Genomic DNA, 25,012 nt, shown 5'->3' with positions numbered 1-25,012 from the left:
CTTATACGGCCATCAGGTCTTTTTCTTTCTGCGCCAAATCCGCATCGATTTTAGCCACGAACTTTTTGGTCAGATCGTCGATTTCGCCAGTGGCGCGACGCTCTTCGTCTTCACTGATTTCCTTTTCCTTGACCAGATCCTTGAGCTGGCTGTTCGCGTCACGACGGATGTTGCGCACCGCAACACGGGCGTCTTCAGCAACATCGCGAGCCTGTTTGGTGAAGCCCTTACGGGTTTCCTCAGTCAGGGCAGGCATGGAAATCAGCAGCAACTCACCGAGGTTGGTCGGATTGAGGTTCAGACCAGCGCTACCGATCGCCTTGTCCACTGCACCCAGCATATTGCGCTCGAAGGCAACGACTTGCAGGGTGCGAGCGTCTTTGACAGTGATGTTCGCAACTTGCTTGATCGGCGTGTCGGAGCCGTAATACGGCACCATGACACCTTCCAGAATGCTTGGATGCGCCTGGCCGGTACGAATACGACCGAAGTTGTGCGCCAGCGATTCCACGGATTTCTGCATGCGCTCTTGAGCGTCTTTCTTGATTTCGTTGATCATTGTTGGCCTTCCTCGATCAGGGTCCCTTCAGCGCCACCGTGCACGATGTTCAGCAGGGCGCCGGGCTTGTTCATGTTAAATACGCGCAACGGCATCTTGTGGTCGCGGCACAGGCAAATGGCCGTCAGATCCATCACGCCCAGCTTGCGATCCAGTACTTCATCGTAGGTCAGATGATCGAACTTCTCGGCATGCGGGTCTTTGAATGGGTCAGCGGTGTAGACGCCATCGACCTTGGTCGCCTTAAGCACGACATCGGCATCGATTTCGATTGCACGCAGGCAGGCTGCCGAATCCGTGGTAAAGAACGGGTTGCCGGTACCGGCTGCGAAAATCACGACATCCTTGGAGTTCAGGTGACGCATGGCCTTGCGGCGATCATAGTGATCGGTCACGCCAACCATGGAAATGGCCGACATCACAATGGCCGAGATATTGGCACGTTCGAGCGCATCGCGCATCGCCAAGGCGTTCATCACAGTGGCCAGCATGCCCATGTGGTCGCCAGTGACCCGATCCATCCCAGCCTTGCTCAGCGCTTCGCCACGGAACAGGTTACCGCCGCCGATCACCAGACCGACCTGAACACCGATGCCGACCAGTTGGCCAACTTCCAGCGCCATGCGATCCAGAACTTTCGGATCGATCCCGAACTCTTCCGAGCCCATCAGGGCCTCGCCGCTAAGCTTGAGTAGAATGCGTTTATAGCGAGCCTGATAACCACTGCCCTGCTGAGCCATTGCGAATCTCTCCTGCGGCGTATTTTAAAAATTCTTTGCGAGCTGTTTTCAGCTGGCGTTCACTCTAGCTTGGCGCTGCTTCAGCGCCATCGGAACATGGCTTTGTAAGTCAGTTCCAAAAGGAAACCAATTAAAAATTGGTGCCCCATCTGAAAAGAGGCTGCGCGCGTGAGCGGGCAGCCTCTTCAGGGCGACAGTTAAAAAACCGTCTTATTGCTTGGAAGCAGCCGCAACCTGAGCAGCAACTTCTTCAGCGAAGTTGTCAACTGGCTTCTCGATGCCTTCGCCGACCTTGAAGTAGGTGAAGGAAACGATTTCTGCGCCAGCTTTCTTGGCCAGGGCACCAACGGTGATTTCCGGGTTCATGACGAAAGCTTGCTCGACCAGGCTGGCTTCGGCCAGGAACTTGGTGATACGGCCAGCGATCATCTTCTCGACGATTTCTGCTGGTTTGCCTTTCATCTTGTCTTCGTTCAGGGTCATGAAAACACCCTTCTCGCGCTCGATGGCCTCTGGCGAAACCTGCGATGGCAGCAGGAACTCAGGGTTGCTTGCCGCCACGTGCATGGCGATCTCTTTGGCCAGCTGTACATCGCCGCCCTTGAGAACAACAGCAACACCGATCTTGTTACCGTGCAGGTAGGTGCCGACAACGTCACCCTCTACGCGTACCAGACGACGGATGTTGACGTTTTCGCCAACTTTGGCAACCAGGGCTTCACGAGCCAATTCCTGAGCGGCGATCAGCGGAGCTGCGTCGGTCAGTTTTTCGTCGAAAGCTTTTTCTACGCTGGCAGCAACGAAGTTCTTGAAGTCGTCTTGCAGGGCCAGGAAGTCGGTCTGCGAGTTAACTTCCAGCAGAACGGCGGACTTGTCGTCAGCCTTGATGGCGATTGCGCCTTCAGCGGCAACGTTGCCAGCTTTTTTGGCAGCCTTGATGGCGCCCGAAGCACGCATGTCATCAATGGCTTTTTCGATGTCGCCGCCAGCCTTGGTCAAGGCCTTTTTGCAGTCCATCATGCCTTCGCCAGTACGCTCGCGCAGTTCTTTGACCAACGCTGCAGTAATCTCTGCCATTTCAAAATTCCTCTTGGATAGGTTATCAACCATTCCACCCGATCGAACGGGCGTTCAATTCTTCCCGAACCACCCTTGTTAGCTGCCGCACGTTACAGATGAAGCAGAGGGCGCCAACAAATGGTTTCCGAGGTGGCAAAAAGGGGGCCAAGCCCCCTTTTTGCTTACTGAGTCAACGCCAGGGGCGTTAATTACTCAGCTGCAGCTACCGGAGCTTCTTCAACGAAAACTTCGGTGCCGCCAGAAACGTTGTTGCGACCACGGATAACAGCGTCAGCCATCGAACCCATGTACAGCTGGATAGCGCGGATTGCGTCATCGTTGCCTGGGATGATGTAGTCAACGCCTTCCGGGCTGCTGTTGGTATCGACTACGCCGATAACCGGGATGCCCAGCTTGTTGGCTTCGGTGATCGCGATGCGCTCGTGATCAACGTCGATAACGAACAGAGCGTCTGGCAGACCGCCCATGTCCTTGATACCACCCAGGGAACGATCCAGCTTTTCCAGGTCACGGGAGCGCATCAGCGCTTCTTTCTTGGTCAGCTTGGCGAAAGTACCGTCTTCGGCTTGTACTTCAAGGTCACGCAGACGCTTGATGGAAGCACGGATGGTTTTGAAGTTGGTCAGCATGCCGCCCAACCAGCGGTGATCGACGTACGGCGAACCGCAACGTGCTGCTTCTTCAGCAACGATCTTGCCAGCGGAACGCTTGGTGCCGACGAACAGAATCTTGTTTTTGCCCTGGGCCAGGCGCTCTACGAAAGTCAGAGCTTCGTTGAACATTGGCAGGGTTTTTTCAAGGTTGATGATGTGGATCTTGTTACGCGCGCCGAAAATGTATTTACCCATTTTCGGGTTCCAGTAACGGGTCTGGTGACCGAAGTGCACACCGGCCTTCAGCATATCGCGCATGTTGACTTGGGACATGATAGTTCCTTAATAAGTCGGGTTTGGCCTCCACGTATCCCAATGACCAACCAGCAGCATCAGCTGAAGGCACCCAGGTCATCGTGTCGACACGTGTGTGGATTTAGGCTTTTCGGGGCATCCCCGGAAAGCGGCGCATTTTATATCACAAGGGAGGAAAAAACGAAACCCGGATTCTGAAATCCTGGCGACCACACAGTTCCCGCCCTTGGAATCGGCCCACAATGCACCATTGTATGGAGAGAAGCGATTCACAGAGCGGCGGATTTGCCCCGATCGTCTGTTAGAATTGCGTTTTTCAGGGCTGCGAAGTTCGATTGCGCAACGCCCTTTTCGTTGAGAAAGCGCCATCGAGCGCAGAGAGAGCCTGTATGACCGTCACCCTCAAAACCCCCGAGGACATCGCAAAAATGCGCGTCGCCGGCAAACTGGCCGCCGATGTGCTGGAAATGATTGCCGAATACGTCAAGCCGGGTGTGACCACCGATCAACTGAACCAGATCTGCCACGACTATATTGTCAACGAGCAGAAAGCCATCCCTGCCCCGCTCAACTACAAGGGGTACCCGAAGTCGATTTGCACATCGATCAACCATGTGGTCTGCCACGGCATCCCGAACGACAAGCCGCTGAAGGATGGCGACACCCTGAACATCGACGTCACCGTTATCAAGGACGGCTACCACGGCGATACCAGCCGCATGTTCCACGTCGGCACCGTGCCGGTCTGGGCCGAGCGTCTGTCGCAAGTGACCCAGGAATGCATGTACAAGGCGATTGAAATCGTCAAACCCGGTTGCCGCCTCGGCGACATCGGTGAAATCATCCAGAGACACGCTGAAAAGAACGGTTTCTCGGTGGTTCGCGAATTCTGTGGTCACGGCATCGGTAAAGTTTTCCACGAAGAGCCACAGATCCTGCACTACGGCCGCGCGGGCACCGGCATGGAACTGCAAGCCGGCATGACCTTCACCATCGAGCCGATGATCAACCAGGGCAAGGCTGACACCAAGGTCCTAGGCGACGGCTGGACCGCGATCACCAAGGATCGCAAGCTGTCGGCACAGTGGGAACACACGCTGCTGGTGACCGAGACCGGTTACGAGATCTTTACCTTGCGCAGCGATGACACCATCCCGCGCGTTTCGGCCTGATCCGCCCCGCTCCATTCCCAGCCTTACAGAAAGGAAAGCCAATCGATGCCGCAGGTGGATCCAGAACTCTTCGATCGCGGCCAGTTCCAGGCTGAACTGGCCCTGAAGGCAAGCCCGATCGCGGCTTTCAAGAAGGCGATCCGCCAGGCCCGCGAGGTGCTCGACGGGCGCTTTCGCAGCGGCCGGGACATTCGCCGGTTGATCGAGGATCGCGCCTGGTTCGTCGATAACATCCTGCAAAAGGCCTGGGAACAGTTCGACTGGAGTGAAGACGCCGACATCGCGCTGGTTGCAGTCGGCGGCTATGGTCGGGGCGAATTGCACCCCTACTCCGACATCGATCTGCTGATCCTGCTGGACAGCGCCGATCATGAAATTTTCCGTGACTCCATCGAGCGTTTTCTGACGCTGCTGTGGGACATCGGCCTGGAAGTCGGTCAGAGCGTTCGCTCGGTCGACGAATGTGCCCAGGAGGCCCGCGCCGACCTGACGATCATCACCAACCTGATGGAAAGCCGCACCATCGCCGGCCCCGAGCGCTTGCGCCAACGCATGCTCGACGTCACCAGCACCGCACACATGTGGCCGAGCAAGGATTTCTTCCTGGCCAAGCGGGCCGAACAGAAGGCCCGTCACCACAAGTACAACGACACCGAATACAACCTGGAACCCAACGTCAAAGGCTCGCCGGGCGGACTGCGGGATATTCAGACGATTCTATGGGTGGCTCGTCGCGAGTACGGCACCCTGAACCTGCGCGCACTGGCCGGCGAAGGCTTCCTGGTAGAGAGCGAAAACGCCCTGCTGGCGTCTTCCCAGGAATTCCTGTGGAAAGTGCGTTACGCCCTGCACATGCTCGCCGGCCGCTCGGAAGACCGCCTGCTGTTCGATCACCAGCGCACCATTGCCAAGCTGCTGGGGTTCGAAGGCGACGATGCCAAGCAAGCCATCGAAAACTTCATGCAGCAGTATTACCGGGTGGTGATGAGCATTGCCCAGCTCAGCGACCTGATCATCCAGCACTTCGAAGAGGTCATCCTCGCACCGGATGATCAAGCGCCGCCGCAGCCGATCAACTCGCGATTCCAGCTCCACGATGGCTACATCGAGGCGCGCAACGACAACGTGTTCCGTCGCACCCCGTTTGCCATGCTGGAGATCTTCGTGCTGATGGCCCAGCAGCCGGAAATCAAGGGCGTGCGCGCCGACACCATTCGTCTGCTGCGCGAAAACCGTCACCTGATCGACGACGATTTCCGCAACGACATTCGCAACACCAGCCTGTTCATCGAGTTGTTCAAGTGCAAGATCGGCATCCATCGCAACCTGCGACGGATGAACCGTTACGGCATCCTCGGGCGTTATCTGCCGGAATTCGGCTTCATCGTCGGGCAGATGCAACACGACCTGTTTCATATCTATACGGTCGACGCCCACACGTTGAACCTGATCAAACACCTGCGTAAGTTGCAATACACGCAAGTGTCGGAAAAATTCCCGCTGGCCAGCAAGCTCATGGGCAAACTGCCCAAACCCGAGCTGATCTACCTGGCCGGGCTGTACCACGACATCGGCAAGGGCCGGCATGGCGACCACTCGGATATCGGCGCCGTGGATGCCGAAGCTTTTTGCCAGCGCCACCAACTCCCCCTGTGGGACAGTCGCCTGATCGTCTGGCTGGTGCAGAATCATCTGGTGATGTCGACCACCGCCCAGCGCAAGGACTTGTCCGACCCGCAGGTGATCCACGATTTCGCACAGATCGTCGGTGACGAAACCCGCCTCGACTACCTGTACGTGCTGACCGTCGCCGACATCAACGCCACCAACCCGACGCTGTGGAACTCCTGGCGCGCCAGCCTCTTGCGCCAGCTTTACACGGAAACCAAGCGCGCCCTTCGTCGCGGCCTGGAAAACCCGGTCGATCGCGAGGAGCAGATCCGCCAGACCCAGAGCGCCGCCCTGGATATTCTGGTGCGCGGCGGCACCGATCCGGACGACGTCGAGCAATTGTGGGCGCAATTAGGCGATGACTATTTCCTGCGCCACACCGCTGGCGACGTGGCCTGGCACAGCGATGCGATCCTCCAGCAGCCAGCCGATGGCGGGCCACTGGTGCTGATCAAGGAGACCACTCAGCGCGAGTTCGAGGGTGGCACGCAAATCTTCATCTACGCACCCGACCAGCACGACTTCTTCGCCGTGACCGTGGCCGCGATGGACCAGCTCAACCTGAACATCCACGACGCCCGGGTCATCACCTCCAGCAGCCAGTTCACCCTCGACACCTACATTGTGCTCGACGCGGATGGCGACTCGATCGGCGATAATCCGGCACGGGTCAAGGAGATCCGCGAAGGCCTGACCGAAGCCCTGCGAAACCCGGCCGACTACCCGACCATCATCCAGCGCCGGGTACCGCGCCAGCTCAAGCATTTTGCCTTCGCGCCGCAGGTCACGATCCATAACGATGCACAGCGCCCGGTCACCGTACTTGAACTGACCGCGCCCGACCGCCCCGGCCTGCTGGCGCGAATCGGTACGATCTTCCTGGAGTTCGACCTGTCGCTGCAAAACGCCAAGATTGCGACCCTGGGCGAACGGGTGGAAGACGTCTTCTTCATCACCGATGCCAACAACCAGCCTTTATCCGACCCGCAGTTGTGCAGCCGGTTACAAGATGCAATCGTCGAGCAGTTGAGCGTCAATCAGGAACCCGATATCAAACTGTCGCGTATCAGCATTTGAATAACAAATTTCCCGAATGGAGCCCGCCCCTGTAGGAGCTGGCTTGCCAGCGATGGACAAAAGGCGCCGCGTTTATCCTGTAGAAACGCGTCATCGTTAACGCCCATCGCTGGCAAGCCAGCGCCTGCAAAGGGTCGGCCAGCCGCCACACCGAACGAGATCTACCGATGAACAACGCTCTGACCCAGCTCCAGCCCTACCCTTTCGAAAAGCTCCGCGCCCTGCTCGGCAGCGTCACGCCAAACCCGGAAAAGCGCGCGATCGCGCTGTCCATCGGCGAGCCGAAACACCGCTCGCCAAGCTTTGTCGCCGAAGCGCTGGCAAGCAATCTGGATCAGATGGCCGTGTACCCGACCACCCTCGGCATCCCGGCCCTGCGCGAAGCCATTGCGGCATGGTGCGAACGTCGCTTCAACGTCCCGAACGGTTGGCTCGACCCGGCGCGCAACGTGCTGCCGGTCAATGGCACCCGTGAAGCGCTGTTCGCCTTCACCCAGACCGTGGTCAACCGTGGCGACGATGCGCTGGTGGTCAGCCCGAACCCGTTCTATCAGATCTACGAAGGCGCAGCGTTCCTCGCCGGTGCCAAGCCGCATTACCTGCCATGCCTGGATGAAAACGGTTTCAACCCGGACTTCGATGCCGTTTCACCGGACATCTGGAAACGCTGCCAGATCCTGTTCCTGTGCTCGCCAGGCAACCCGACCGGCGCGCTGATCCCGGTCGACACCCTGAAAAAGCTGATCGCCCTGGCCGATGAATACGACTTCGTGATCGCTGCCGACGAGTGCTACAGCGAACTGTACTTCGACGAACAAACCCCGCCGGCCGGCCTGCTCAGTGCCTGCGTGGAACTGGGCCGCAAGGACTTCAAGCGTTGCGTGGTATTCCACAGCCTGTCCAAGCGCTCGAACCTGCCAGGCCTGCGTTCGGGTTTTGTCGCCGGAGATGCGGACATCCTCAAAGGCTTCCTGCTGTATCGCACCTACCACGGCTGCGCGATGCCAGTGCAAACCCAACTGGCCAGCGTCGCTGCGTGGAACGACGAAGTGCACGTGCGCGCCAACCGTGCCCTGTACCGCGAGAAGTATGACGCAGTGCTGGAAATCCTCAGCCCGGTCATGGACGTGCAGCGCCCGGATGGCGGTTTTTACCTGTGGCCGAATGTAGCCGGTGACGACGCTGCCTTCTGCCGCGACCTGTTCGAACAGGAGCACGTGACCGTGGTGCCGGGTTCTTACCTGTCGCGGGATGTCGATGGCGTCAACCCGGGCGCAGGCCGTGTGCGCATGGCACTGGTCGCACCACTGGCCGAATGCGTCGAAGCCGCGGAACGTATCCGTGACTTCGTCCAGCGTCGTAAATAGCACGCGTCCTTTGTAGGGGCGAGCTTGCTCCTACAAGGGTTACTTGACCTGTCCGAGTTTCGCTTCACTCAGGTCCAGCTCACTCAACACCTCACGCAAGACGTCATCACCAATCTGGTGATGACGGCTGAGGCTATACAACTCCAGGCGTTGCGCCCGCAGCGCCTTCAACCGCAGACGCCGCTCCAGCAAATCCATCTGAAACGCCAGCGCCTGGGCTTCAGCCGAATCGTTGTATACCTCCAGTTGATGCCGATATTCGGACATGATCCGCGCCTTGAGCTCTGCCGATAAGGCGGATTCAGCGGCGTCATGAGGGTTGACCTCTTCGACTTCGAGCGCATGAATAGCCGCCTCGGCGGTTTTGCGCCAGGCATCGCGCACTTCATTTCGACGCTTGTCGTCAGGGCTTTTTTCGATCCCGCGCAGCAGCAACGGCAAGGCAATGCAGGCCGCGATCAGCGACAACAGAATGACCCCGGCCGCGATGAAGATCAGCAGGTCACGCTCAGGGAACTCGCTGCGGCCCATGAGCATCGGCACCGACAGCACACCCGCCAATGTCACCGCGCCGCGAACGCCACCGACGGTCAGCAACCAACAGGAACGCGCGCTGGGCACCCGGGTGATCTGATCCGCGCCGCGCCAGCGCCGCAGCAAAATGGACAGGCGCCAGATGCTCTGCACCCAGACAAACCGCAACACCAGCAGCACCAGGAAAATCGCCAGGACATCCAGACAACGGTAAAGCAACGTTGGCCACAGTGATGTTTCGTGGCTGGCCACGGCTTTGATGATGTCCGGTAACTGCAGACCCAACAGCAGGAAGATCAAGCCGTTGAAGGCAAACTCCAGCAAGGACCAGACGCTGCGATTGAGCAAGCGGGTATTGGTCTGGCGCGGAAGCAGGTCAAGCCAGCTCTGCATCATCCCCGCCGCTACCGCCGACAGAATGCCCGACACCCCCACCCGCTCGGCCAGCACGTAGGCGGCAAACGGCAACAGCAACATGAAAACCACATGCGTGGCCGGATCATCCCAACCGCGGGCGACCATCCATGAGCGCAAGCGCCCCACCAGCCAGCTCAATGCCACGCCCGTGGCCAGGCCTCCAATTGCCACCAGCACGAAAGTGACACTGGCATTGGCCAGCGAGAACACGCCTGTCACGGCGGCCACCAAGGCAAACTTGAAGGTCACCAGACCCGACGCATCGTTCATCAGCGCCTCGCCCTGCAGCATGTGCATCAATGGCGTCGGCAAGCGGTTCTGGGAGATCGCCGATACCGCCACGGCATCGGTCGGCGATAGCACCGCCGCCAGTGCAAACGCCACGGCCAGCGGAATGCTCGGCAACAACCAATGAATGAAATACCCCGCACCGACCACCGTGAACAACACCAGGCCCACCGCCAGCGTCAAAATCGGCCCACGCAAGCGCCAGAACTCACGCTTGGGCATGCGCCAGCCATCGGAAAACAACAGCGGTGGCAGGAACAGAAACAGAAACAGCTCAGGATCAAGGGTGACGTGCAGCCCGAGTGTCGGCCAGGCAAGCAAGGCACCGGCGCCAATCTGCACCAATGGCAACGGCAACGGGATCACCCGTCCGATCAGGCGTGAAACGCCGACCAACATCAGCATGATCAGGACGGTGTAGGCGGTTTGCATAACGCAGGGTTCCCGGACAAACGACAGCATTGAAGTGCCATATTAGCCGCTTAGACTGTGCACTGACCTTTGCACCAATGTCGCACGCGGTTCCGCAGGAACGAGCTCGCTCGCGAAGGTCGCCAACAATGGCGCTACCAAACTGACACCCCGTGGTGTTCTCGAGTTCATCGCGAGCGGGCTCGCTCCTACAGGGTTTCATGCAGGTGATAAAGACAAACCCGACCACAGCCGACGCGAAACCGTCCGGTCATGGCATAATCCCGAACCTTTTATTTCCGGCACCTGTAAAGGGGGCGATTCCTTGACCGTTTCAAGTAAAACGTTGCACCTTTTCGGCATCAAAGCCTGCGACACCATGAAAAAGGCGCGCACCTGGCTTGATGAACACGCTGTCAGCTATGACTTCCATGATTACAAGGCGGTCGGTATCGACCGTGAACACCTGACCCAATGGTGCAACGAGCACGGCTGGGAAGTGGTGTTGAACCGTGCAGGCACGACCTTTCGCAAGCTCGACGACGAACGCAAAGCCGATCTCGACCAGTCGAAAGCCATCGAGCTGATGCTCGCACAACCTTCGATGATCAAGCGCCCGGTGCTCGATCTCGGTGACCGAACCCTGATTGGCTTCAAGCCAGATATCTACGCGGCAGCACTCAAGTAGGCAGCCCGTTCCAATTTGCTAGAGGTATCAACATGTCCACTACCCCGTTCAGCCTGGCCTTTGGTGTCGGCACTCAAAACCGTCAAGGCGCATGGCTGGAAGTGTTTTACGCGCAGCCATTGCTTAATCCGTCCGCCGAACTGATCGCTGCCATCGCCCCGGTTCTGGGCTACACCGAAGGCAACCAGGCCATCGCCTTCACCACCGCACAGGCTTCGCAACTGGCTGAAGCGGTCAAAGGCGTCGACGCTGCCCAGGCCGCCCTGCTGACCCGTCTGGCCGAGAGCCACAAGCCGCTGGTCGCGACCATCCTGGCCGAAGACGCCCAACTGACTTCCACGCCTGAGGCTTACCTCAAGCTGCACCTGCTGTCCCATCGCCTGGTCAAGCCCCACGGCCTGAACCTGGCCGGTGTGTTCCCGCTGCTGCCAAACGTGGCGTGGACCAGCCAGGGTGCGATCGACCTGGCCGAACTGGCCGAGCATCAACTCGAAGCCCGCCTGCGCGGTGAGTTGCTCGAAGTGTTCTCGGTGGACAAGTTCCCGAAAATGACTGACTACGTCGTACCGGCCGGCGTGCGTATCGCTGACGCGGCGCGTCTGCGCCTGGGCGCTTACGTTGGCGAAGGCACTACCGTGATGCACGAAGGTTTCGTCAACTTCAACGCCGGCACCGAAGGTCCGGGCATGATCGAAGGCCGTGTTTCGGCTGGTGTATTCGTCGGCAAAGGCTCTGACCTGGGCGGCGGCTGCTCGACCATGGGCACCCTGTCCGGCGGCGGCAACATCGTGATCAAGGTGGGCGAAGGCTGCCTGATCGGCGCCAACGCCGGTATCGGTATCCCGTTGGGCGACCGCAACACCGTTGAATCGGGCCTGTACGTGACCGCTGGCACCAAAGTGGCGCTGCTGGACGAGAAAAACCAGCTGGTCAAAGTGGTCAAGGCCCGCGAACTGGCGGGTCAGCCTGACCTGCTGTTCCGTCGCAATTCGGAAACCGGTGCCGTGGAGTGCAAAACCCACAAATCGGCGATCGAACTGAACGAAGCGCTGCACGCTCACAACTAAGCGTCATACAAATTCACCTGTAGGAGCGAGCCTGCTCGCGATGGACGTCAACGATAACGCGGGGCATCAGATAGCCCGTGTCGTCCACGCGATCATCGCGAGCAGGCTCGCTCCTACAGGAGTCTGGCGTACACCCGCCCAAGTTCACCAGGGCTCAAAAGCATGATGATTCCCTCTCCCTGGCGCGCCGACTTTCCGGCCATCGCCGCGCTGCAACGGCAAGACCAGACCTATCTGGACAGCGCCGCCACCACGCAAAAACCTCAAGCCCTGCTCGATGCCCTCACGCATTACTACGCCAACGGCGCGGCCAACGTGCATCGGGCGCAACACCTGCCGGGCGCCCACGCCACCCAGGCCTTCGAGGACAGCCGCAGCAAAGTCGCCCAGTGGCTCAACGCCGGGGACCGCGGGCAAATTATCTTCACCCACGGCGCGACGTCTGCGCTGAATCTCCTGGCTTATGGCCTGGAACACCTATTCAATCCGGGCGATGAAATGGTCATCAGCGCCCTGGAGCATCACGCCAACCTGTTGCCATGGCAGCAACTGGCCAAGCGTCGCGCATTGAAACTGGTGATCCTGCCGCTGAACGCCGACGGTCTGATCGACCTCGAAGCCGCGGCGCAATTGATCGGCCCGCGCACTCGCCTGATGGCGGTCAGCCAGTTGTCCAACGTGCTCGGCGCCTGGCAACCGTTGCCCGCACTGCTGGCAATGGCCAAGGCGCACAACGCCCTGACCGTGATCGACGGTGCCCAAGGCGTGGTCCATGGTCGACATGACGTCCAGGCACTGGGTTGCGACTTCTATGTGTTTTCCAGCCACAAGCTCTATGGCCCTGATGGCCTGGGCGTGCTGTTCGGGCGCAATGAAGCCCTGCAACAGCTTCAGCCCTGGCAGTTCGGCGGCGAGATGGTGCTGGACGCCAACTACCACGACGCACGCTTTCGCCCTGCGCCGCTGGGATTTGAGGCGGGCACACCGCCGATTGCCAGTGTGATCGGCCTGGGCGCGACCCTGGATTATCTCGCCGGGCTCGATCAGGACGCCGTATCCGCCCATGAAGCGGCACTGCATGACTATCTGCTCAAAGGCCTTGAGGCGCGTAACGGCATTCACCTGCTGGGCAAGCCGCAAGTGGCATTGGCCAGTTTCACCGTCCAGGGTGTGCATAACGCCGATCTGGCCCATTTGCTGACCGAGCAAGGCATCGCCGTTCGCGCCGGTCATCATTGCGCCATGCCGTTGCTCAAAAGCCTTCAACTGGCCGGGGCGATTCGGGTGTCGCTGGGACTGTACAACGACTCCGAAGATCTGGAGCGGTTCTTTGAAGCGCTGGATCAGGCACTGGAGTTGCTGCGATGAGTTTGCCTGCCGATGCCGCGACCGCCCTGCACGCCTTTCAGAATGCGCCCGGCTGGGAACAACGGGCACGCCTGTTGATGCAATGGGGCGAACGCCTGCCGGCGTTGAGCGATGCGGATAAAGTCGACGCCAACCGCGTGCACGGCTGTGAAAGCCAGGTATGGCTGGTGGGCGTGTTGCACGATGGTCATTGGCAGTTCAGTGCCAACAGCGATGCGCGGTTGATTCGCGGATTGGTGGCGCTGCTGCTGGCACGGGTCAACGGCTTGTCGGCGGTTGAATTGCAACAGGTGGACTTGCCGGACTGGTTCAATCAGCTGGGGCTCGGTCGCCAGTTGTCCCCGTCCCGTAGCAATGGTTTGAACGCTGTTTTACAGCGGATGCGTGACTTGGCAGGTTAATAGCCATCGCGAGCAGGCTCGCTCCCACCGGGGATTTGTATTCGACGCCTATCCAATGTGGGAGCGAGCCTGCTCGCGATGAGGCCATCAGCAACAACCATCAAACCTCAGGTTTGACCCGATCCGCCGGCCGCCGCACGCCCGCCACAATCTTGTCCACAGCCTTGGTCGCGGCGACCATGCCGAACGTCGCCGTCACCATCATCACTGCGCCAAACCCGCCGGCACAGTCGAGCTTCACGCCGTCGCCGACAAAACTCTTCTGCAGGCAGATGCTGCCGTCCGGTTTCGGGTAGCGCAGCTGCTCGGTGGAAAACACGCAGGGGACGCTGTAATGGCGGGTCACGGTGCGCGAGAAGCCATAGTCGCGGCGCAGGGTTGAGCGCACTTTCGAAGCCAATGGGTCATTGAAGGTGCGGTTCAGGTCACAGACCTGGATCAGTGTCGGATCAATCTGCCCGCCCGCGCCGCCGGTGGTGATGATCTGGATCTTGCGGCGCTTGCACCAGGCGATCAGCGCCGCCTTCGCATTGACGCTGTCGATGCAGTCGATCACGCAGTCGATGTTCGGCGTGATGTACTCGGCCATGGTCTCGCGGGTCACGAAATCCGCCACCGCGTGCACGGTGCAGTCCGGGTTGATCCCGCGCAGGCGCTCGGCCATCACTTCGACCTTGGGCTTGCCGACGGTGCTGTCCAGCGCATGCAACTGACGGTTGGCATTGCTGACGCAGACGTCATCCAGGTCAAACAGCGAAATCTCGCCCACGCCGCAGCGCGCCATGGCTTCCGCCGCCCAGGAACCTACGCCACCGACGCCGACGATCGCCACATGGGCCGCGCGCAGGCGCTCAAGGCCCTCGATGCCATACAAACGGGCAATACCAGCAAACCGCGGATCTTCTGTACTCATGACCATTACCCCAAAAACCGGCGCGCATTATAGAGGGTGTCCGGCCTTCTAATAAGATTTAACTTTCAAGCTACAAGTGTAAGAACTTATGTGAAAGCACATTGCCCAATGTCGGGCATTTCCCTGTCCGATGTACGTTCAGCGATCTGCCGGTGTAGGATGCGCGCCCCTTGGCGGTAGCCAACCGTTCCTTCGTTCCACAGCCTTTGGAACCCGAAATAGCTATGTCATCGCGTAAATTTGGACTCAATCTGGTGGTGGTGCTCGCCATCGCTGCCTTGTTTACCGGCTTCTGGGCGCTGATCAATCGCCCGGTCACCGCTCCCAACTGGCCTGAACAGATTTCCGGCTTCTCCTATTCGCCGTTCCAGCAGGGCCAATTCCCACAGAAGGACCAGTACCCCACTGACGACCAAATGCGGCGTGATCTGGAGATCATGAGCAAGCTGACGGACAACATCCGTATTTACTCGGTCGACGGCACGCTGGAGGACATCCCCAAGCTCGCGGAAGAATTCGGCCTGCGGGTGACCCTGGGGATCTGGATCAGCCCGGACCAGGAGCGCAACGAGCGAGAAATCGCCCGGGCCATCGAACTGGCCAACACCTCGCGCAGCGTCGTACGCGTGGTTGTAGGCAACGAGGCGATTTTCCGTAAGGAAATTACCGCACAGGAACTCAGCGTAATGCTGGACCGCGTTCGCGCCGCCGTGAAGGTGCCGGTCACCACGTCCGAGCAGTGGCACGTCTGGGAAGAACACCCCGAACTGGCCAAGCACGTCGACCTGATCGCCGCCCACGTTCTTCCTTATTGGGAATTTATCCCGGTGGACAAGGCCCAGCAGTTCGTTCTGGACCGCGCCCGCGACCTGAAAAAGCTGTTCCCGAAAAAGCCGCTGCTGCTGTCTGAAGTGGGCTGGCCGAGCAACGGCCGCATGCGCGGCGGCGCCGACGCGTCGCCGGCAGACCAGGCGATCTACTTGCGTAACCTGGTCAACAAACTCAACCGCCAAGGCTTTAACTACTTCGTGATCGAGGCCTTTGACCAGCCTTGGAAGGCCAGCGACGAAGGTTCGGTGGGAGCGTATTGGGGCGTGTTCAACGCCGCGCGCCAGCAGAAATTCAACTTCGAAGGCCCGGTCGTCGCCATTCCGCAATGGCGCGTATTGGCCATCGGCTCGGTGGTGCTGGCACTGCTGTCGCTGACCCTGCTGATGATCGACGGCTCGGCCCTGCGCCAACGCGGCCGTACCTTCCTGACGTTCATCGCGTTCCTCTGCGGTTCGGTGCTGGTGTGGATCGGTTATGACTACAGCCAGCAATACAGCACCTGGTTCAGCCTGACGGTGGGCTTCCTGCTCGCCCTCGGTGCGCTCGGGGTGTTCATCGTGCTGCTCACCGAGGCCCATGAACTGGCCGAGGCGGTGTGGATTCACAAGCGCCGCCGGGAATTCCTGCCGGTGGTCGGCGATTCGAACTACCGCCCCAAAGTGTCGATTCACGTGCCGTGCTACAACGAGCCGCCCGAGATGGTCAAACAGACCCTCGATGCCCTGGCCAACCTCGATTATCCGGACTTCGAAGTCCTGATCATCGACAACAACACCAAGGACCCGGCGGTCTGGGAACCGGTGCGCGACTACTGCGAAACCCTCGGCCCGCGCTTCAAGTTCTTCCACGTCGCGCCATTGGCCGGTTTCAAGGGCGGCGCGCTGAATTACCTGATTCCGCATACCGCCAAGGACGCCGAAGTCATCGCGGTCATCGACTCCGACTACTGCGTGCACCCGAACTGGCTCAAGCACATGGTGCCGCACTTCGCCGATCCGAAAATCGCCGTGGTGCAATCGCCGCAGGACTATCGCGACCAGAACGAAAGCACCTTCAAGAAGCTCTGCTACGCGGAATACAAAGGCTTCTTCCACATCGGTATGGTCACCCGCAACGACCGTGACGCGATCATCCAGCACGGCACCATGACCATGACTCGTCGCTCGGTGCTCGAAGAACTGGGCTGGGCCGACTGGTGCATCTGTGAGGACGCCGAGCTGGGTCTGCGGGTGTTCGAAAAAGGTTTGTCGGCGGCGTACTACCACGACAGTTACGGCAAGGGCCTGATGCCCGATACCTTTATCGACTTCAAGAAACAGCGGTTCCGCTGGGCCTACGGTGCCATTCAGATCATCAAGCGCCACACCGCCAGCCTGCTGCGCGGCAAGGACACCGAACTGACCCGTGGCCAGCGTTACCACTTCCTCGCGGGCTGGTTGCCGTGGGTGGCGGACGGCATGAACATCTTCTTCACCGTCGGTGCACTGCTGTGGTCGGCGGCGATGATCATCGTGCCGCAACGGGTCGATCCGCCACTGCTGATCTTTGCAATCCCGCCTCTGGCACTGTTCGTGTTCAAGGTTGGCAAGATCATCTTCCTCTACCGCCGTGCGGTGGGCGTGAACCTGAAAGACGCGTTCTGCGCGGCCCTGGCCGGGCTGGCGTTGTCGCACACCATCGCTAAAGCGGTGCTGTACGGCTTCTTCACCAGCAGCATTCCGTTCTTCCGCACCCCGAAGAATGCCGATAACCACGGTTTCTGGGTGGCGATTTCGGAGGCTCGCGAAGAGGTGTTCATCATGCTCTTGCTATGGGGCGCGGCGCTGGGGATCTTCCTGGTCAACGGCATGCCGAGCAATGACATGCGCTTCTGGGTCACCATGTTGCTGGTTCAATCGCTGCCCTACCTGGCGGCGCTGATCATGGCGTTCCTGTCGTCACTGCCCAAACCCGTGGCCGAGACGGCAACGGCACCTGCGGTCTAAATCTTCGCGGATGCACTAAACGGCGGCCTATGGTCGCCGTTTTGCTTTAAGATAACCGCCATTTTGCAGGGCTTGGCTGAAGGGCCAGACCCAATACCTGTAGGAGCGAGCCTGCTCGCGAGAAACGCAAGGGCAACGCGGTCATTCAGATCGCACGCGTTACCGTTATCGTCCATCGCGAGCAAGCTCGCTCCTACACATTTACAGAATCCGGAGTTTTCACATGACGGCCCACGCCGACCTTTCGCCGACCCTTCAACTCGCCATCGACCTGATCCGCCGTCCCTCCGTGACGCCGGTCGACGCCGATTGCCAGAAGCAGATGATGCAGCGCCTGGGCGATGCCGGTTTTGCGCTCGAGCCGATGCGCATCGAGGATGTGGATAACTTCTGGGCCACCCACGGTCAACACGACGGTCCCGTACTGTGCTTCGCCGGTCACACCGACGTCGTACCGACCGGCCCGGTGACCGCCTGGCAGATCGAACCGTTCAACGCAGTGATCGACGAACACGGCATGCTCTGCGGCCGTGGCGCGGCGGACATGAAGGGCAGCCTCGCCGCCATGACCGTGGCCGCCGAACGCTTTGTCGCCGACTACCCGGATCACAAGGGCAAGGTCGCGTTCCTGATCACCAGCGACGAAGAAGGCCCGGCGCACCACGGCACCAAAGCCGTGGTCGAGCGCCTGGCGGCGCGCAAGGAGCGTCTGGACTGGTGCATCGTCGGCGAGCCGTCGAGCACCACCCTGGTCGGTGACGTGGTCAAGAACGGCCGTCGTGGCTCCCTCGGCGCCAAGCTGACCGTCCGCGGCCTGCAGGGCCACGTCGCCTATCCGCATCTGGCGAAGAACCCGATCCACCTCGCTGCCCCGGCCCTGGCCGAACTGGCCGCCGAGCACTGGGACCACGGCAACGACTTCTTCCCGCCGACCAGTTTCCAGATTTCCAACGTCAACTCCGGCACCGGTGCGACCAACGTCATCCCGGGCGATCTGGTCGCGGTGTTCAACTTCCGCTTCTCCACCGAATCCACCGTCGAAGGCCTGCAGAAGCGCGTTGCCGACATCCTCGACAAACACGGCCTGGACTGGCACATCGACTGGGCGCTGTCCGGTTTGCCATTCCTCACCGAACCGGGCGCGCTGCTCGACGCCGTTTCGTCCAGCATCAAGGACATCACCGGTCGCGAGACCAAGGCGTCCACCAGCGGCGGCACCTCCGACGGGCGCTTCATCGCCACCATGGGCACGCAAGTGGTTGAGCTGGGGCCGGTCAACGCGACCATCCACCAGGTCAACGAGCGGGTGCTGGCGGCTGATCTCGACGTGCTGACCGAAATCTATTACCAGACCCTGATCAAGTTGCTCGCCTGATGCTGGCCTGCCCGATTTGCAGCGAACCGCTCAACGCGGTGGACAACGGCGTGGCCTGCCCCGCCGGGCATCGTTTTGACCGTGCACGCCAGGGTTACTTGAACCTGCTGCCGGTGCAGCACAAGAACAGCCGCGATCCTGGGGATAACCAGGCAATGGTTGAAGCCCGCCGCGACTTTCTGAACGCTGGCCACTACGCCCCCGTGGCCAGGCGCCTGGCGGAGCTGGCGGCCGGTTATGCGCCGCAGCGCTGGCTGGACATCGGTTGCGGCGAGGGTTACTACACCGCGCAAATCGCCGATGCCTTGCCGGACGCCGACGGTTACGCGCTGGACATTTCCCGGGAAGCGGTCAAACGCGCCTGCAAACGCAATCCGCAGCTGACCTGGTTGATCGCCAGCATGGCCCGCGTGCCCCTGGCGTCCGGCAGTTGCCAGTTTCTGGCCAGTGTCTTCAGCCCGCTGGACTGGCAGGAAGCCAAACGCCTGCTCAGCCCTGGTGGTGGACTGATGAAAGTCGGACCGACCAGCGGCCACCTGATGGAATTGCGTGAGCGGCTGTATGACGAAGTCCGCGAATACATTGACGACAAGCATCTGGACCTGGTGCCTGAAGGCATGGCGCTGGCGCACAGTGAAACCCTGGAGTTCCGGCTGACGCTAACCAGCGGCCAGGACCGCGCGAACCTGCTGGCCATGACGCCCCATGGTTGGCGCGCCAGCGCTGAACGTCGGGCCGCGGTCATCGAACAGGCCGAGCCGTTCGAGGTCACCGTGTCGATGCGCTACGATTATTTCGTTGTTCAATAACCCACCCTTTTTTGTCTGGGGCAACGGCCCCGGACCGGCTAAATCCGCGAATGGATTTTTCAGACCGCAGTGAGGACATCCATGCGCCAACCCGATATCGAGATTTACCTGAAAGACGCCGACGTCGACCACAAGGCCATCTCCGCCTGGCTCGGCGCGGCATTAGGCCCGTGCAGCGACTGGGTTCAGAAAGGCCAGACCTACAAGTGCAAGGCCGGCAATGTGCCGGTGACCTGGTTGCCGAAAGCCGTAGGAAAATGGAACAGCCTGTACCTGGAAAGCGACCAGACCCCATGGGAAGACGACATTGCCTGCGCACGCGCCGCATTTGCCGCGCTGAACGTTGAAGTGCGTTGCGCACCGGGGAGCTGGGTCGAGGAGGAAGGCGAGGAGACGGCCGATCGCTGGATTCGCATCAGCGCCGACGGTGAAGAAGAGATCACCTGGAAGACCGCTTAAAGCCTGAACACCGCACCTGTAGGAGCGAGCTTGCTCGCGATGGTCGTCAACGATAACGCGCCATTTCCAGAAAGCGCGGCGTCCTTGAGATCTTCGCGAGCAAGCTCGCTCCTACGGTGGTTTTGAGATGAGCTGAAGTTGGGGTTACAACCCCACCACATCCTCAGCCTGCAACCCCTTCTGCCCTTCCACCACCGCGTATTCAACCTGCTGGCCTTCGGTCAGCGAACGATGCCCTTCGCCACGAATGGCCCGGTAGTGCACGAATACGTCCACCCCGTCCGCGCGCTGGATAAAACCGTAGCCCTTGGCGTCGTTGAACCACTTCACGTTGCCGGTTTCACGTGTTGCCATCTGTTCATACTCCTTTTTTATTATGGATCGGGCTTTTCGCAGGAAAGCCTCGGGAACATTGCTAGCACTGGTCGTGCCATTGTCTGGCCAGCGCGGGCTCGCCGAGTATATGACAGCCGTAAAAACTCTCAACTCACTTTACTTAGCCGCTTTTTTGCCGATTTTCAGCGAATACGGCACACTATCGACCGCCCGAGCATTTGCTTGGTTTTTATTCACTCACGCAGAAGCCGTATGACCCGTTCCCCGTTCCGCCGTCTTGTGTTTGGCACCCTGCGCCGACTTTTGTACCTCTGGGTTCGCTCGGAGACGATCAACCAGTCGTCGTTCACCCTTGACCTGGACCGCAGTCGCCCGGTGTTCTACGTGCTGCAAAATCCTTCGCTGACCGACCTCGCCGTGGTCGACACCGAATGCACCAAGGCCGGCCTGCCGCGCCCGGTACTGCCAGTCTCGGTGGGCAACCTGCTGGAACCCGCTGCGTTCTTCTACCTGACACCGGACCCCGACTGGCTCGGCCGCCAGGACAAGCGCGGCGCGCCACCCACCTTGACTCGCCTGGTCAGCGCCCTGAGCCAGAATGCGGCCGAAGACGCACAAATCATTCCGGTCAGCGTGTTCTGGGGCCAGTCGCCGGACAGCGAATCCAGTCCGTGGAAACTCTTGTTCGCCGACAGCTGGGCCGTCACCGGGCGCCTGCGTCGCTTGCTCAGCATCATCGTGCTGGGGCGCAAGACCCGCGTGCAGTTCTCCGCACCGATCCACCTGCGCGAACTGATCGACCATAACAAGGGTCACGAGCGCACGGTACGCATGGCCCAGCGCATCCTGCGGGTGCACTTCCGCAACTTGAAAGCCGCCGTGATCGGCCCGGACATTTCCCACCGCCGGAATCTGGTCAAAGGCTTGCTCAACCAACCCCTGGTCAAACAGGCGATCATCGAAGAGGCCGAGCGCGAAAACATCTCCCTGGAAAAAGCCAAGGCCCAGGCCCTGCGTTATGGCAACGAAATCGCCTCGGACTACACCTACACCGCGATCCGCTTCCTGGAAGTGGTACTGAGCTGGTTCTGGAACAAGATCTACGACGGCATCAAGGTCAATCACATCGAAGGTGTGCAAAAAGTCGCCCAGGGCCACGAAGTGATCTATGTGCCGTGCCACCGCAGCCACATCGACTACCTGCTGCTCTCCTATCTGCTGTTTCGCAACGGCCTGACCCCGCCGCACATCGCCGCCGGGATCAACCTCAACATGCCGGTCATCGGCGGCCTGCTGCGACGTGGCGGCGCGTTTTTCATGCGCCGTACCTTCAAAGGCAACCCGCTCTACACCTCGGTGTTCAACGAATACCTGCACACCCTGTTCACCAAGGGTTTCCCGGTGGAGTACTTCGTCGAAGGCGGGCGCTCACGCACCGGTCGCATGCTGCAACCGAAAACCGGAATGCTCGCGATCACCTTGCGTAGTTTCCTGCGATCGTCGCGCATGCCCATCGTGTTCATACCGGTGTACATCGGCTACGAACGTGTACTGGAAGGCCGGACCTACCTCGGAGAATTGCGCGGCGCGAGCAAGAAGAAAGAATCGATCTTCGATATTTTCAAAGTCATCGGCGCGCTCAAGCAGCGCTTCGGTCAGGTGGCGGTGAACTTCGGCGAACCGATCAAACTGGCGCAATTCCTCGACAGCGAACAGCCGGGCTGGCGCAAGCAGGAACTCGGCCCTCAGTTCAAACCCGCCTGGCTCAACGAAACCACCAACCGCCTCGGCGAGAAAGTTGCGCAACATCTGAACGAAGCCGCCGCGATCAATCCGGTCAACCTGGTCGCTCTGGCGCTGCTGTCCACCAGCCGCCTGGCGCTGGACGATCGCGCCATGGCACGGGTGCTCGACCTGTATCTGGCGCTGCTGCGCAAGGTTCCTTACTCCCCGCACACCACGCTGCCGGACGGCGACGGCCGGGCCTTGATCGAGCATGTAAAGGACATGGATCTGCTCTCGGAGCAGAGCGATGCCTTGGGCAAGATCCTGTATCTGGACGAGCAGAACGCTGTCCTGATGACCTATTACCGCAACAACGTGCTGCACATCTTCGCGCTGCCGGCCCTGCTGGCAAGCTTCTTCCAGAGCGCCTCGCGCATGAGTCGCGAACAGATCCTGCGCTACACCCGCGCGCTGTACCCGTACCCGCAGGCGGAGCTGTTCATTCGCTGGTCGCTGGACGAACTGGACGCGGTGATCGATCAATGGCTCGAGGCGTTCGTCGAGCAAGGGCTGCTGCGTTTCGAAAACGACGTGTACTTGCGTCCGGCACCGAGTTCGCGGCATTTCGTGCTGCTGACACTGCTGTCCAAGAGCATCGCCCAGACCTTGCAGCGCTTCTACATGACCGTGTCCCTGCTGCTCAACAGCGGCCAGAACAGTATCAGCGCCGAAGAACTGGAAGACCTGTGCACGGTCATGGCCCAGCGCCTGTCGATCCTGCATGGCCTGAACGCCCCGGAGTTCTTCGACAAAAGCCTGTTCCGCCACTTCATCCAGACCCTGCTCAACCTCGACGTGCTCAAGCGCGACGCAGCCGGCAAGCTGGGCTATCACGAACTGCTCGGCGAACTGGCCGAAGGCGCAGCCAAGCGGGTGTTGCCGGCGGAGATTCGTTTGTCGATTCGTCAGGTGGCCTTGCATCGAAGTGAAGATGCGGAGGAGTTGGCTACGCCGCTCTGATCCAGATCGCAGAAGCAAGGACGCTTCTCATCTACCGCCTGTTGAATCGCTGGTCCACCTCGTTCAACGGTGAGCCACCGTAGCAATACTCCGTACACCTGAGCGTCAACGCCAGACACTCCGTCAAATGTCTGTAACACCTTGCCGGGCGATATTGCCGGAAGTTTCCGCTAAATTGTCGCTGGCGCCGAGCTTCTTCGGGCGTCAACGACATTGGATTCCACTCATGAAAAAACTTTCGCTCCTGGGGCTGACGGCTCTGCTTGGAGCTTGCCAATCGATACAACCTGCCGCCAAGACCAGCCTGGACGGTGAAGTCTTCTACTTGCAACGCATCGCCCTGCCCCCTGACGCCACCTTGAGCGTGAGCTTGCAGGACGTGTCGCTGGCCGATGCGCCGGCTGCAGTCCTCGACGAACAGAAAGGCCAAATCAAAGGTCAGGTGCCTCTCCCCTTTCATCTGAGTTACGATCCGGCGCAGGTTAAACCGGGTCATCGCTATTCAGTCAGTGCGCGCATCGAAGTCGATGGCAAGTTACTGTTCATCACCACCGAAAATCATGCCGTGCAGCTCGATGGCAGCGATCCACAACCTTTGAAAATCCGCGTCAACGCCGTCCGCTAACTCCCATTTTTGAAAGGAAGCTGCCATGCTCCGCCCCACTCTCCGCTTCGCCGGCCTGTGCGCTGGCTTGATGATCTGCGCCAACGCCATGGCACTGTCCCTCAGCGACCTGTCGCAAAAAGACGCCACCGGCGGCCTCAAGGATGCGCTGACCCAAGGCGCGCAACTGGCCGTGAAACAACTGGGCACACCAGGGGGTTTCAGTAACAACCCGGACGTGAAAATCGAACTGCCAGGCAAACTGGGCAAGGTCGCCAGCAAAATGAAGCAGTTCGGCATGGGTGATCAGGTCGATCAACTGGAGGCCAGCATGAATAAAGCGGCGGAAACCGCCGTGGTCCAGGCCCAACCGATCCTCGTGGATGCGGTGAAGAAAATGACCGTGGAAGACGCCAAGGGCATTCTCAGTGGCGGCAACGACTCGGCCACCCAGTACCTGAACAAAACCAGCCGCGAACAGATCCGCGCCAAGTTCCTGCCAATCGTCAAGCAAGCCACCGACCATGTCGGCCTGGCCCAACAGTACAACTCGTTCGCCGGCCAGGCCGCGACCATGGGCGTGATCGACACCAAGAACGCCAACATCGAAAGCTATGTCACCGAACAGGCATTGAACGGCCTTTTCGAAATGATCGGCAAACAGGAAGAAACCATCCGCCAGAACCCGGCAGCCGCGGCGACCAGCCTGGCGAAGAAGGTGTTTGGTACGCTCTGAGCCGAAACAAAAATGCTGTGGGGGGAGGTACATCCAAGGGAAATTGGTCGGCTGGCAGGCCGCCACCGCACTATATCGAAGTGCGGAGGGCCGGGGTCTACATCGGCAACGACGATACCGGCAAGATCTACTCCATTCACCAGAGCCCCTGTAGGAGCGAGCCTGCTCCGGGCGGCGTTCCGACGATGGTCGTCAACGATGACGCGGGCTTCCTGAATACCCGCGTTGCCCTGACGTTCATCGCGAGCAGGCTCGCTCCTACAGAGAGCACAGCGGCGTACACCCATCGCTCCTCACCACTCATCAGGCCGAGCGTTAGCTCGCCTGCAGCTTTTGATCTTGATCCACCCGCCCCCTCGGGAGGCTGAGTGGAGGTGTGCATCCGGGGAGTGGCGCGCAGCGCCGTTCGACGCAGTCGAACACGCTGCATGTAGGTCGTCGCGAAGCAGACCGGAGGGCAGTGTCCCCGGA

At 60.0% G+C, this 25,012-nt stretch carries 21 protein-coding genes; 14 read left to right on the top strand and 7 right to left on the bottom strand.

Annotated elements, in window-relative coordinates; genetic code table 11:
• Position 1: 1 nt before the first annotated feature.
• The 4 genes from frr to rpsB form a co-directional block, all read right to left on the bottom strand.
• The gene (gene frr, locus BLV61_RS22040) at positions 2-559 is read right to left on the bottom strand and encodes a ribosome recycling factor (RefSeq protein WP_008000041.1); all 558 of its coding nucleotides are present in this window, start codon (positions 557-559) and stop codon (positions 2-4) included.
• Complete coding sequence (gene pyrH / locus BLV61_RS22035; RefSeq protein ID WP_003222124.1) at positions 556-1,299, bottom strand: UMP kinase; 744 nt, start codon at positions 1,297-1,299, stop codon at positions 556-558. Before pyrH ends, frr begins: the two co-directional genes overlap by 4 nt.
• A 210-nt stretch (positions 1,300-1,509) precedes the next feature.
• Positions 1,510-2,376 carry a translation elongation factor Ts gene (gene tsf, locus BLV61_RS22030; RefSeq protein ID WP_047526300.1) on the bottom strand — a complete coding sequence of 289 codons (867 nt, stop codon included), beginning with the start codon at positions 2,374-2,376 and terminating at the stop codon, positions 1,510-1,512.
• A gap of 191 nt (positions 2,377-2,567) precedes the next feature.
• A complete protein-coding gene (rpsB, locus tag BLV61_RS22025) occupies positions 2,568-3,305 on the bottom strand; it encodes a 30S ribosomal protein S2 (protein ID WP_047526298.1) in 738 nt (245 codons plus the stop codon).
• Between the two features lie 371 nt (positions 3,306-3,676).
• On the opposite strand from rpsB, the gene map reads away from it, so the two are divergent.
• The 3 genes from map to dapC all read left to right on the top strand — a co-directional run bounded on the left by map (position 3,677) and on the right by dapC (position 8,574).
• Entirely contained in the window at positions 3,677-4,459 is a 783-nt protein-coding gene (map, locus tag BLV61_RS22020; RefSeq protein WP_090467444.1) for a type I methionyl aminopeptidase, read from the top strand.
• Positions 4,460-4,504: 45 nt separating this feature from the next.
• On the top strand, positions 4,505-7,207 hold the full coding sequence (locus tag BLV61_RS22015) for a [protein-PII] uridylyltransferase (protein WP_090467442.1): 2,703 nt from the start codon (positions 4,505-4,507) through the stop codon (positions 7,205-7,207).
• A 167-nt stretch (positions 7,208-7,374) separates the two neighbouring features.
• Complete coding sequence (dapC, locus tag BLV61_RS22010; RefSeq protein WP_047526295.1) at positions 7,375-8,574, top strand: succinyldiaminopimelate transaminase; 1,200 nt, start codon at positions 7,375-7,377, stop codon at positions 8,572-8,574.
• 39 nt (positions 8,575-8,613) lie between these two features.
• Here dapC and BLV61_RS22005 read toward each other — a convergent pair whose 3' ends face one another.
• Positions 8,614-10,245, bottom strand: a complete 1,632-nt coding sequence (locus BLV61_RS22005; RefSeq protein WP_047526293.1) for a Na+/H+ antiporter — start codon at positions 10,243-10,245, stop codon at positions 8,614-8,616.
• A gap of 304 nt (positions 10,246-10,549) precedes the next feature.
• Here BLV61_RS22005 and BLV61_RS22000 point away from each other — a divergent pair, with 304 nt between their 5' ends.
• From BLV61_RS22000 to BLV61_RS21985, 4 genes are all read left to right on the top strand, one after another.
• Positions 10,550-10,912 carry an ArsC family reductase gene (locus BLV61_RS22000; protein ID WP_008057297.1) on the top strand — a complete coding sequence of 121 codons (363 nt, stop codon included), beginning with the start codon at positions 10,550-10,552 and terminating at the stop codon, positions 10,910-10,912.
• Between the two features lie 32 nt (positions 10,913-10,944).
• Complete coding sequence (dapD, locus tag BLV61_RS21995; protein WP_047526289.1) at positions 10,945-11,979, top strand: 2,3,4,5-tetrahydropyridine-2,6-dicarboxylate N-succinyltransferase; 1,035 nt, start codon at positions 10,945-10,947, stop codon at positions 11,977-11,979.
• 162 nt (positions 11,980-12,141) lie between these two features.
• Positions 12,142-13,347 carry an aminotransferase class V-fold PLP-dependent enzyme gene (locus BLV61_RS21990; protein ID WP_090467440.1) on the top strand — a complete coding sequence of 402 codons (1,206 nt, stop codon included), beginning with the start codon at positions 12,142-12,144 and terminating at the stop codon, positions 13,345-13,347.
• Positions 13,344-13,748 (top strand): SufE family protein, encoded by a 405-nt coding sequence (locus BLV61_RS21985; RefSeq protein WP_090467438.1) that lies wholly within the window; start codon positions 13,344-13,346, stop codon positions 13,746-13,748. Before BLV61_RS21990 ends, BLV61_RS21985 begins: the two co-directional genes overlap by 4 nt.
• A gap of 100 nt (positions 13,749-13,848) precedes the next feature.
• Here the strand turns inward: BLV61_RS21985 and tcdA are convergent, their stop codons facing one another.
• Positions 13,849-14,661, bottom strand: coding sequence for a tRNA cyclic N6-threonylcarbamoyladenosine(37) synthase TcdA (gene tcdA / locus BLV61_RS21980; protein WP_161793914.1), 813 nt, complete (start codon positions 14,659-14,661; stop codon positions 13,849-13,851).
• 224 nt (positions 14,662-14,885) lie between these two features.
• Here tcdA and BLV61_RS21975 point away from each other — a divergent pair, with 224 nt between their 5' ends.
• The 4 genes from BLV61_RS21975 to BLV61_RS21960 all read left to right on the top strand — a co-directional run bounded on the left by BLV61_RS21975 (position 14,886) and on the right by BLV61_RS21960 (position 20,120).
• Positions 14,886-17,477 carry a glycosyltransferase gene (locus BLV61_RS21975; protein WP_047526282.1) on the top strand — a complete coding sequence of 864 codons (2,592 nt, stop codon included), beginning with the start codon at positions 14,886-14,888 and terminating at the stop codon, positions 17,475-17,477.
• A 223-nt stretch (positions 17,478-17,700) separates the two neighbouring features.
• Positions 17,701-18,852: a succinyl-diaminopimelate desuccinylase gene (dapE, locus tag BLV61_RS21970; RefSeq protein WP_090467437.1), complete on the top strand. Its 1,152-nt coding sequence runs from the start codon at positions 17,701-17,703 to the stop codon at positions 18,850-18,852.
• Entirely contained in the window at positions 18,852-19,661 is an 810-nt protein-coding gene (locus BLV61_RS21965) for a putative RNA methyltransferase (protein WP_090467435.1), read from the top strand. The genes dapE and BLV61_RS21965 overlap by 1 nt, the downstream gene beginning before the upstream one ends.
• An 81-nt stretch (positions 19,662-19,742) precedes the next feature.
• Entirely contained in the window at positions 19,743-20,120 is a 378-nt protein-coding gene (locus BLV61_RS21960; protein WP_047526277.1) for a hypothetical protein, read from the top strand.
• 144 nt (positions 20,121-20,264) lie between these two features.
• Here BLV61_RS21960 and BLV61_RS21955 read toward each other — a convergent pair whose 3' ends face one another.
• The gene (locus BLV61_RS21955) at positions 20,265-20,474 is read right to left on the bottom strand and encodes a cold shock domain-containing protein (RefSeq protein WP_019647794.1); all 210 of its coding nucleotides are present in this window, start codon (positions 20,472-20,474) and stop codon (positions 20,265-20,267) included.
• A gap of 234 nt (positions 20,475-20,708) precedes the next feature.
• On the opposite strand from BLV61_RS21955, the gene plsB reads away from it, so the two are divergent.
• The 3 genes from plsB to BLV61_RS21940 all read left to right on the top strand — a co-directional run bounded on the left by plsB (position 20,709) and on the right by BLV61_RS21940 (position 24,541).
• Positions 20,709-23,201: a glycerol-3-phosphate 1-O-acyltransferase PlsB gene (gene plsB, locus BLV61_RS21950; RefSeq protein ID WP_090467433.1), complete on the top strand. Its 2,493-nt coding sequence runs from the start codon at positions 20,709-20,711 to the stop codon at positions 23,199-23,201.
• Between the two features lie 226 nt (positions 23,202-23,427).
• Positions 23,428-23,826, top strand: a complete 399-nt coding sequence (locus BLV61_RS21945; protein ID WP_047526273.1) for a YbaY family lipoprotein — start codon at positions 23,428-23,430, stop codon at positions 23,824-23,826.
• Between the two features lie 25 nt (positions 23,827-23,851).
• Positions 23,852-24,541 (top strand): DUF4197 domain-containing protein, encoded by a 690-nt coding sequence (locus BLV61_RS21940; RefSeq protein WP_047526271.1) that lies wholly within the window; start codon positions 23,852-23,854, stop codon positions 24,539-24,541.
• The last annotated feature ends 471 nt before the right edge of the window (positions 24,542-25,012 follow it).

Origin of the sequence: Pseudomonas mohnii (genome assembly GCF_900105115.1) — a bacterium.
Taxonomy (GTDB): Bacteria; Pseudomonadota; Gammaproteobacteria; order Pseudomonadales; family Pseudomonadaceae; genus Aquipseudomonas; species Aquipseudomonas mohnii.
This window is presented reverse-complemented; position numbering and strand designations above follow the sequence as displayed.

Bases quoted from the DNA above. Each gene is read 5' to 3' on its own strand.
- plsB (WP_090467433.1), top strand. From the start codon at position 20,709: ATGACCCGTTCCCCGTTCCGCCGTCTTGTGTTTGGCACCCTGCGCCGA.
- BLV61_RS22015 (WP_090467442.1), top strand. From the start codon at position 4,505: ATGCCGCAGGTGGATCCAGAACTCTTCGATCGCGGCCAGTTCCAGGCT.
- BLV61_RS21940 (WP_047526271.1), top strand. From the start codon at position 23,852: ATGCTCCGCCCCACTCTCCGCTTCGCCGGCCTGTGCGCTGGCTTGATG.
- pyrH (WP_003222124.1), bottom strand. From the start codon at position 1,299: ATGGCTCAGCAGGGCAGTGGTTATCAGGCTCGCTATAAACGCATTCTA.
- rpsB (WP_047526298.1), bottom strand. From the start codon at position 3,305: ATGTCCCAAGTCAACATGCGCGATATGCTGAAGGCCGGTGTGCACTTC.
- BLV61_RS21975 (WP_047526282.1), top strand. From the start codon at position 14,886: ATGTCATCGCGTAAATTTGGACTCAATCTGGTGGTGGTGCTCGCCATC.
- tcdA (WP_161793914.1), bottom strand. From the start codon at position 14,661: ATGAGTACAGAAGATCCGCGGTTTGCTGGTATTGCCCGTTTGTATGGC.
- BLV61_RS21955 (WP_019647794.1), bottom strand. From the start codon at position 20,474: ATGGCAACACGTGAAACCGGCAACGTGAAGTGGTTCAACGACGCCAAG.
- BLV61_RS21945 (WP_047526273.1), top strand. From the start codon at position 23,428: ATGAAAAAACTTTCGCTCCTGGGGCTGACGGCTCTGCTTGGAGCTTGC.
- dapC (WP_047526295.1), top strand. From the start codon at position 7,375: ATGAACAACGCTCTGACCCAGCTCCAGCCCTACCCTTTCGAAAAGCTC.
- BLV61_RS21965 (WP_090467435.1), top strand. From the start codon at position 18,852: ATGCTGGCCTGCCCGATTTGCAGCGAACCGCTCAACGCGGTGGACAAC.
- BLV61_RS21985 (WP_090467438.1), top strand. From the start codon at position 13,344: ATGAGTTTGCCTGCCGATGCCGCGACCGCCCTGCACGCCTTTCAGAAT.
- tsf (WP_047526300.1), bottom strand. From the start codon at position 2,376: ATGGCAGAGATTACTGCAGCGTTGGTCAAAGAACTGCGCGAGCGTACT.
- BLV61_RS21990 (WP_090467440.1), top strand. From the start codon at position 12,142: ATGATGATTCCCTCTCCCTGGCGCGCCGACTTTCCGGCCATCGCCGCG.
- BLV61_RS22005 (WP_047526293.1), bottom strand. From the start codon at position 10,245: ATGCAAACCGCCTACACCGTCCTGATCATGCTGATGTTGGTCGGCGTT.
- dapD (WP_047526289.1), top strand. From the start codon at position 10,945: ATGTCCACTACCCCGTTCAGCCTGGCCTTTGGTGTCGGCACTCAAAAC.
- dapE (WP_090467437.1), top strand. From the start codon at position 17,701: ATGACGGCCCACGCCGACCTTTCGCCGACCCTTCAACTCGCCATCGAC.
- map (WP_090467444.1), top strand. From the start codon at position 3,677: ATGACCGTCACCCTCAAAACCCCCGAGGACATCGCAAAAATGCGCGTC.
- frr (WP_008000041.1), bottom strand. From the start codon at position 559: ATGATCAACGAAATCAAGAAAGACGCTCAAGAGCGCATGCAGAAATCC.
- BLV61_RS21960 (WP_047526277.1), top strand. From the start codon at position 19,743: ATGCGCCAACCCGATATCGAGATTTACCTGAAAGACGCCGACGTCGAC.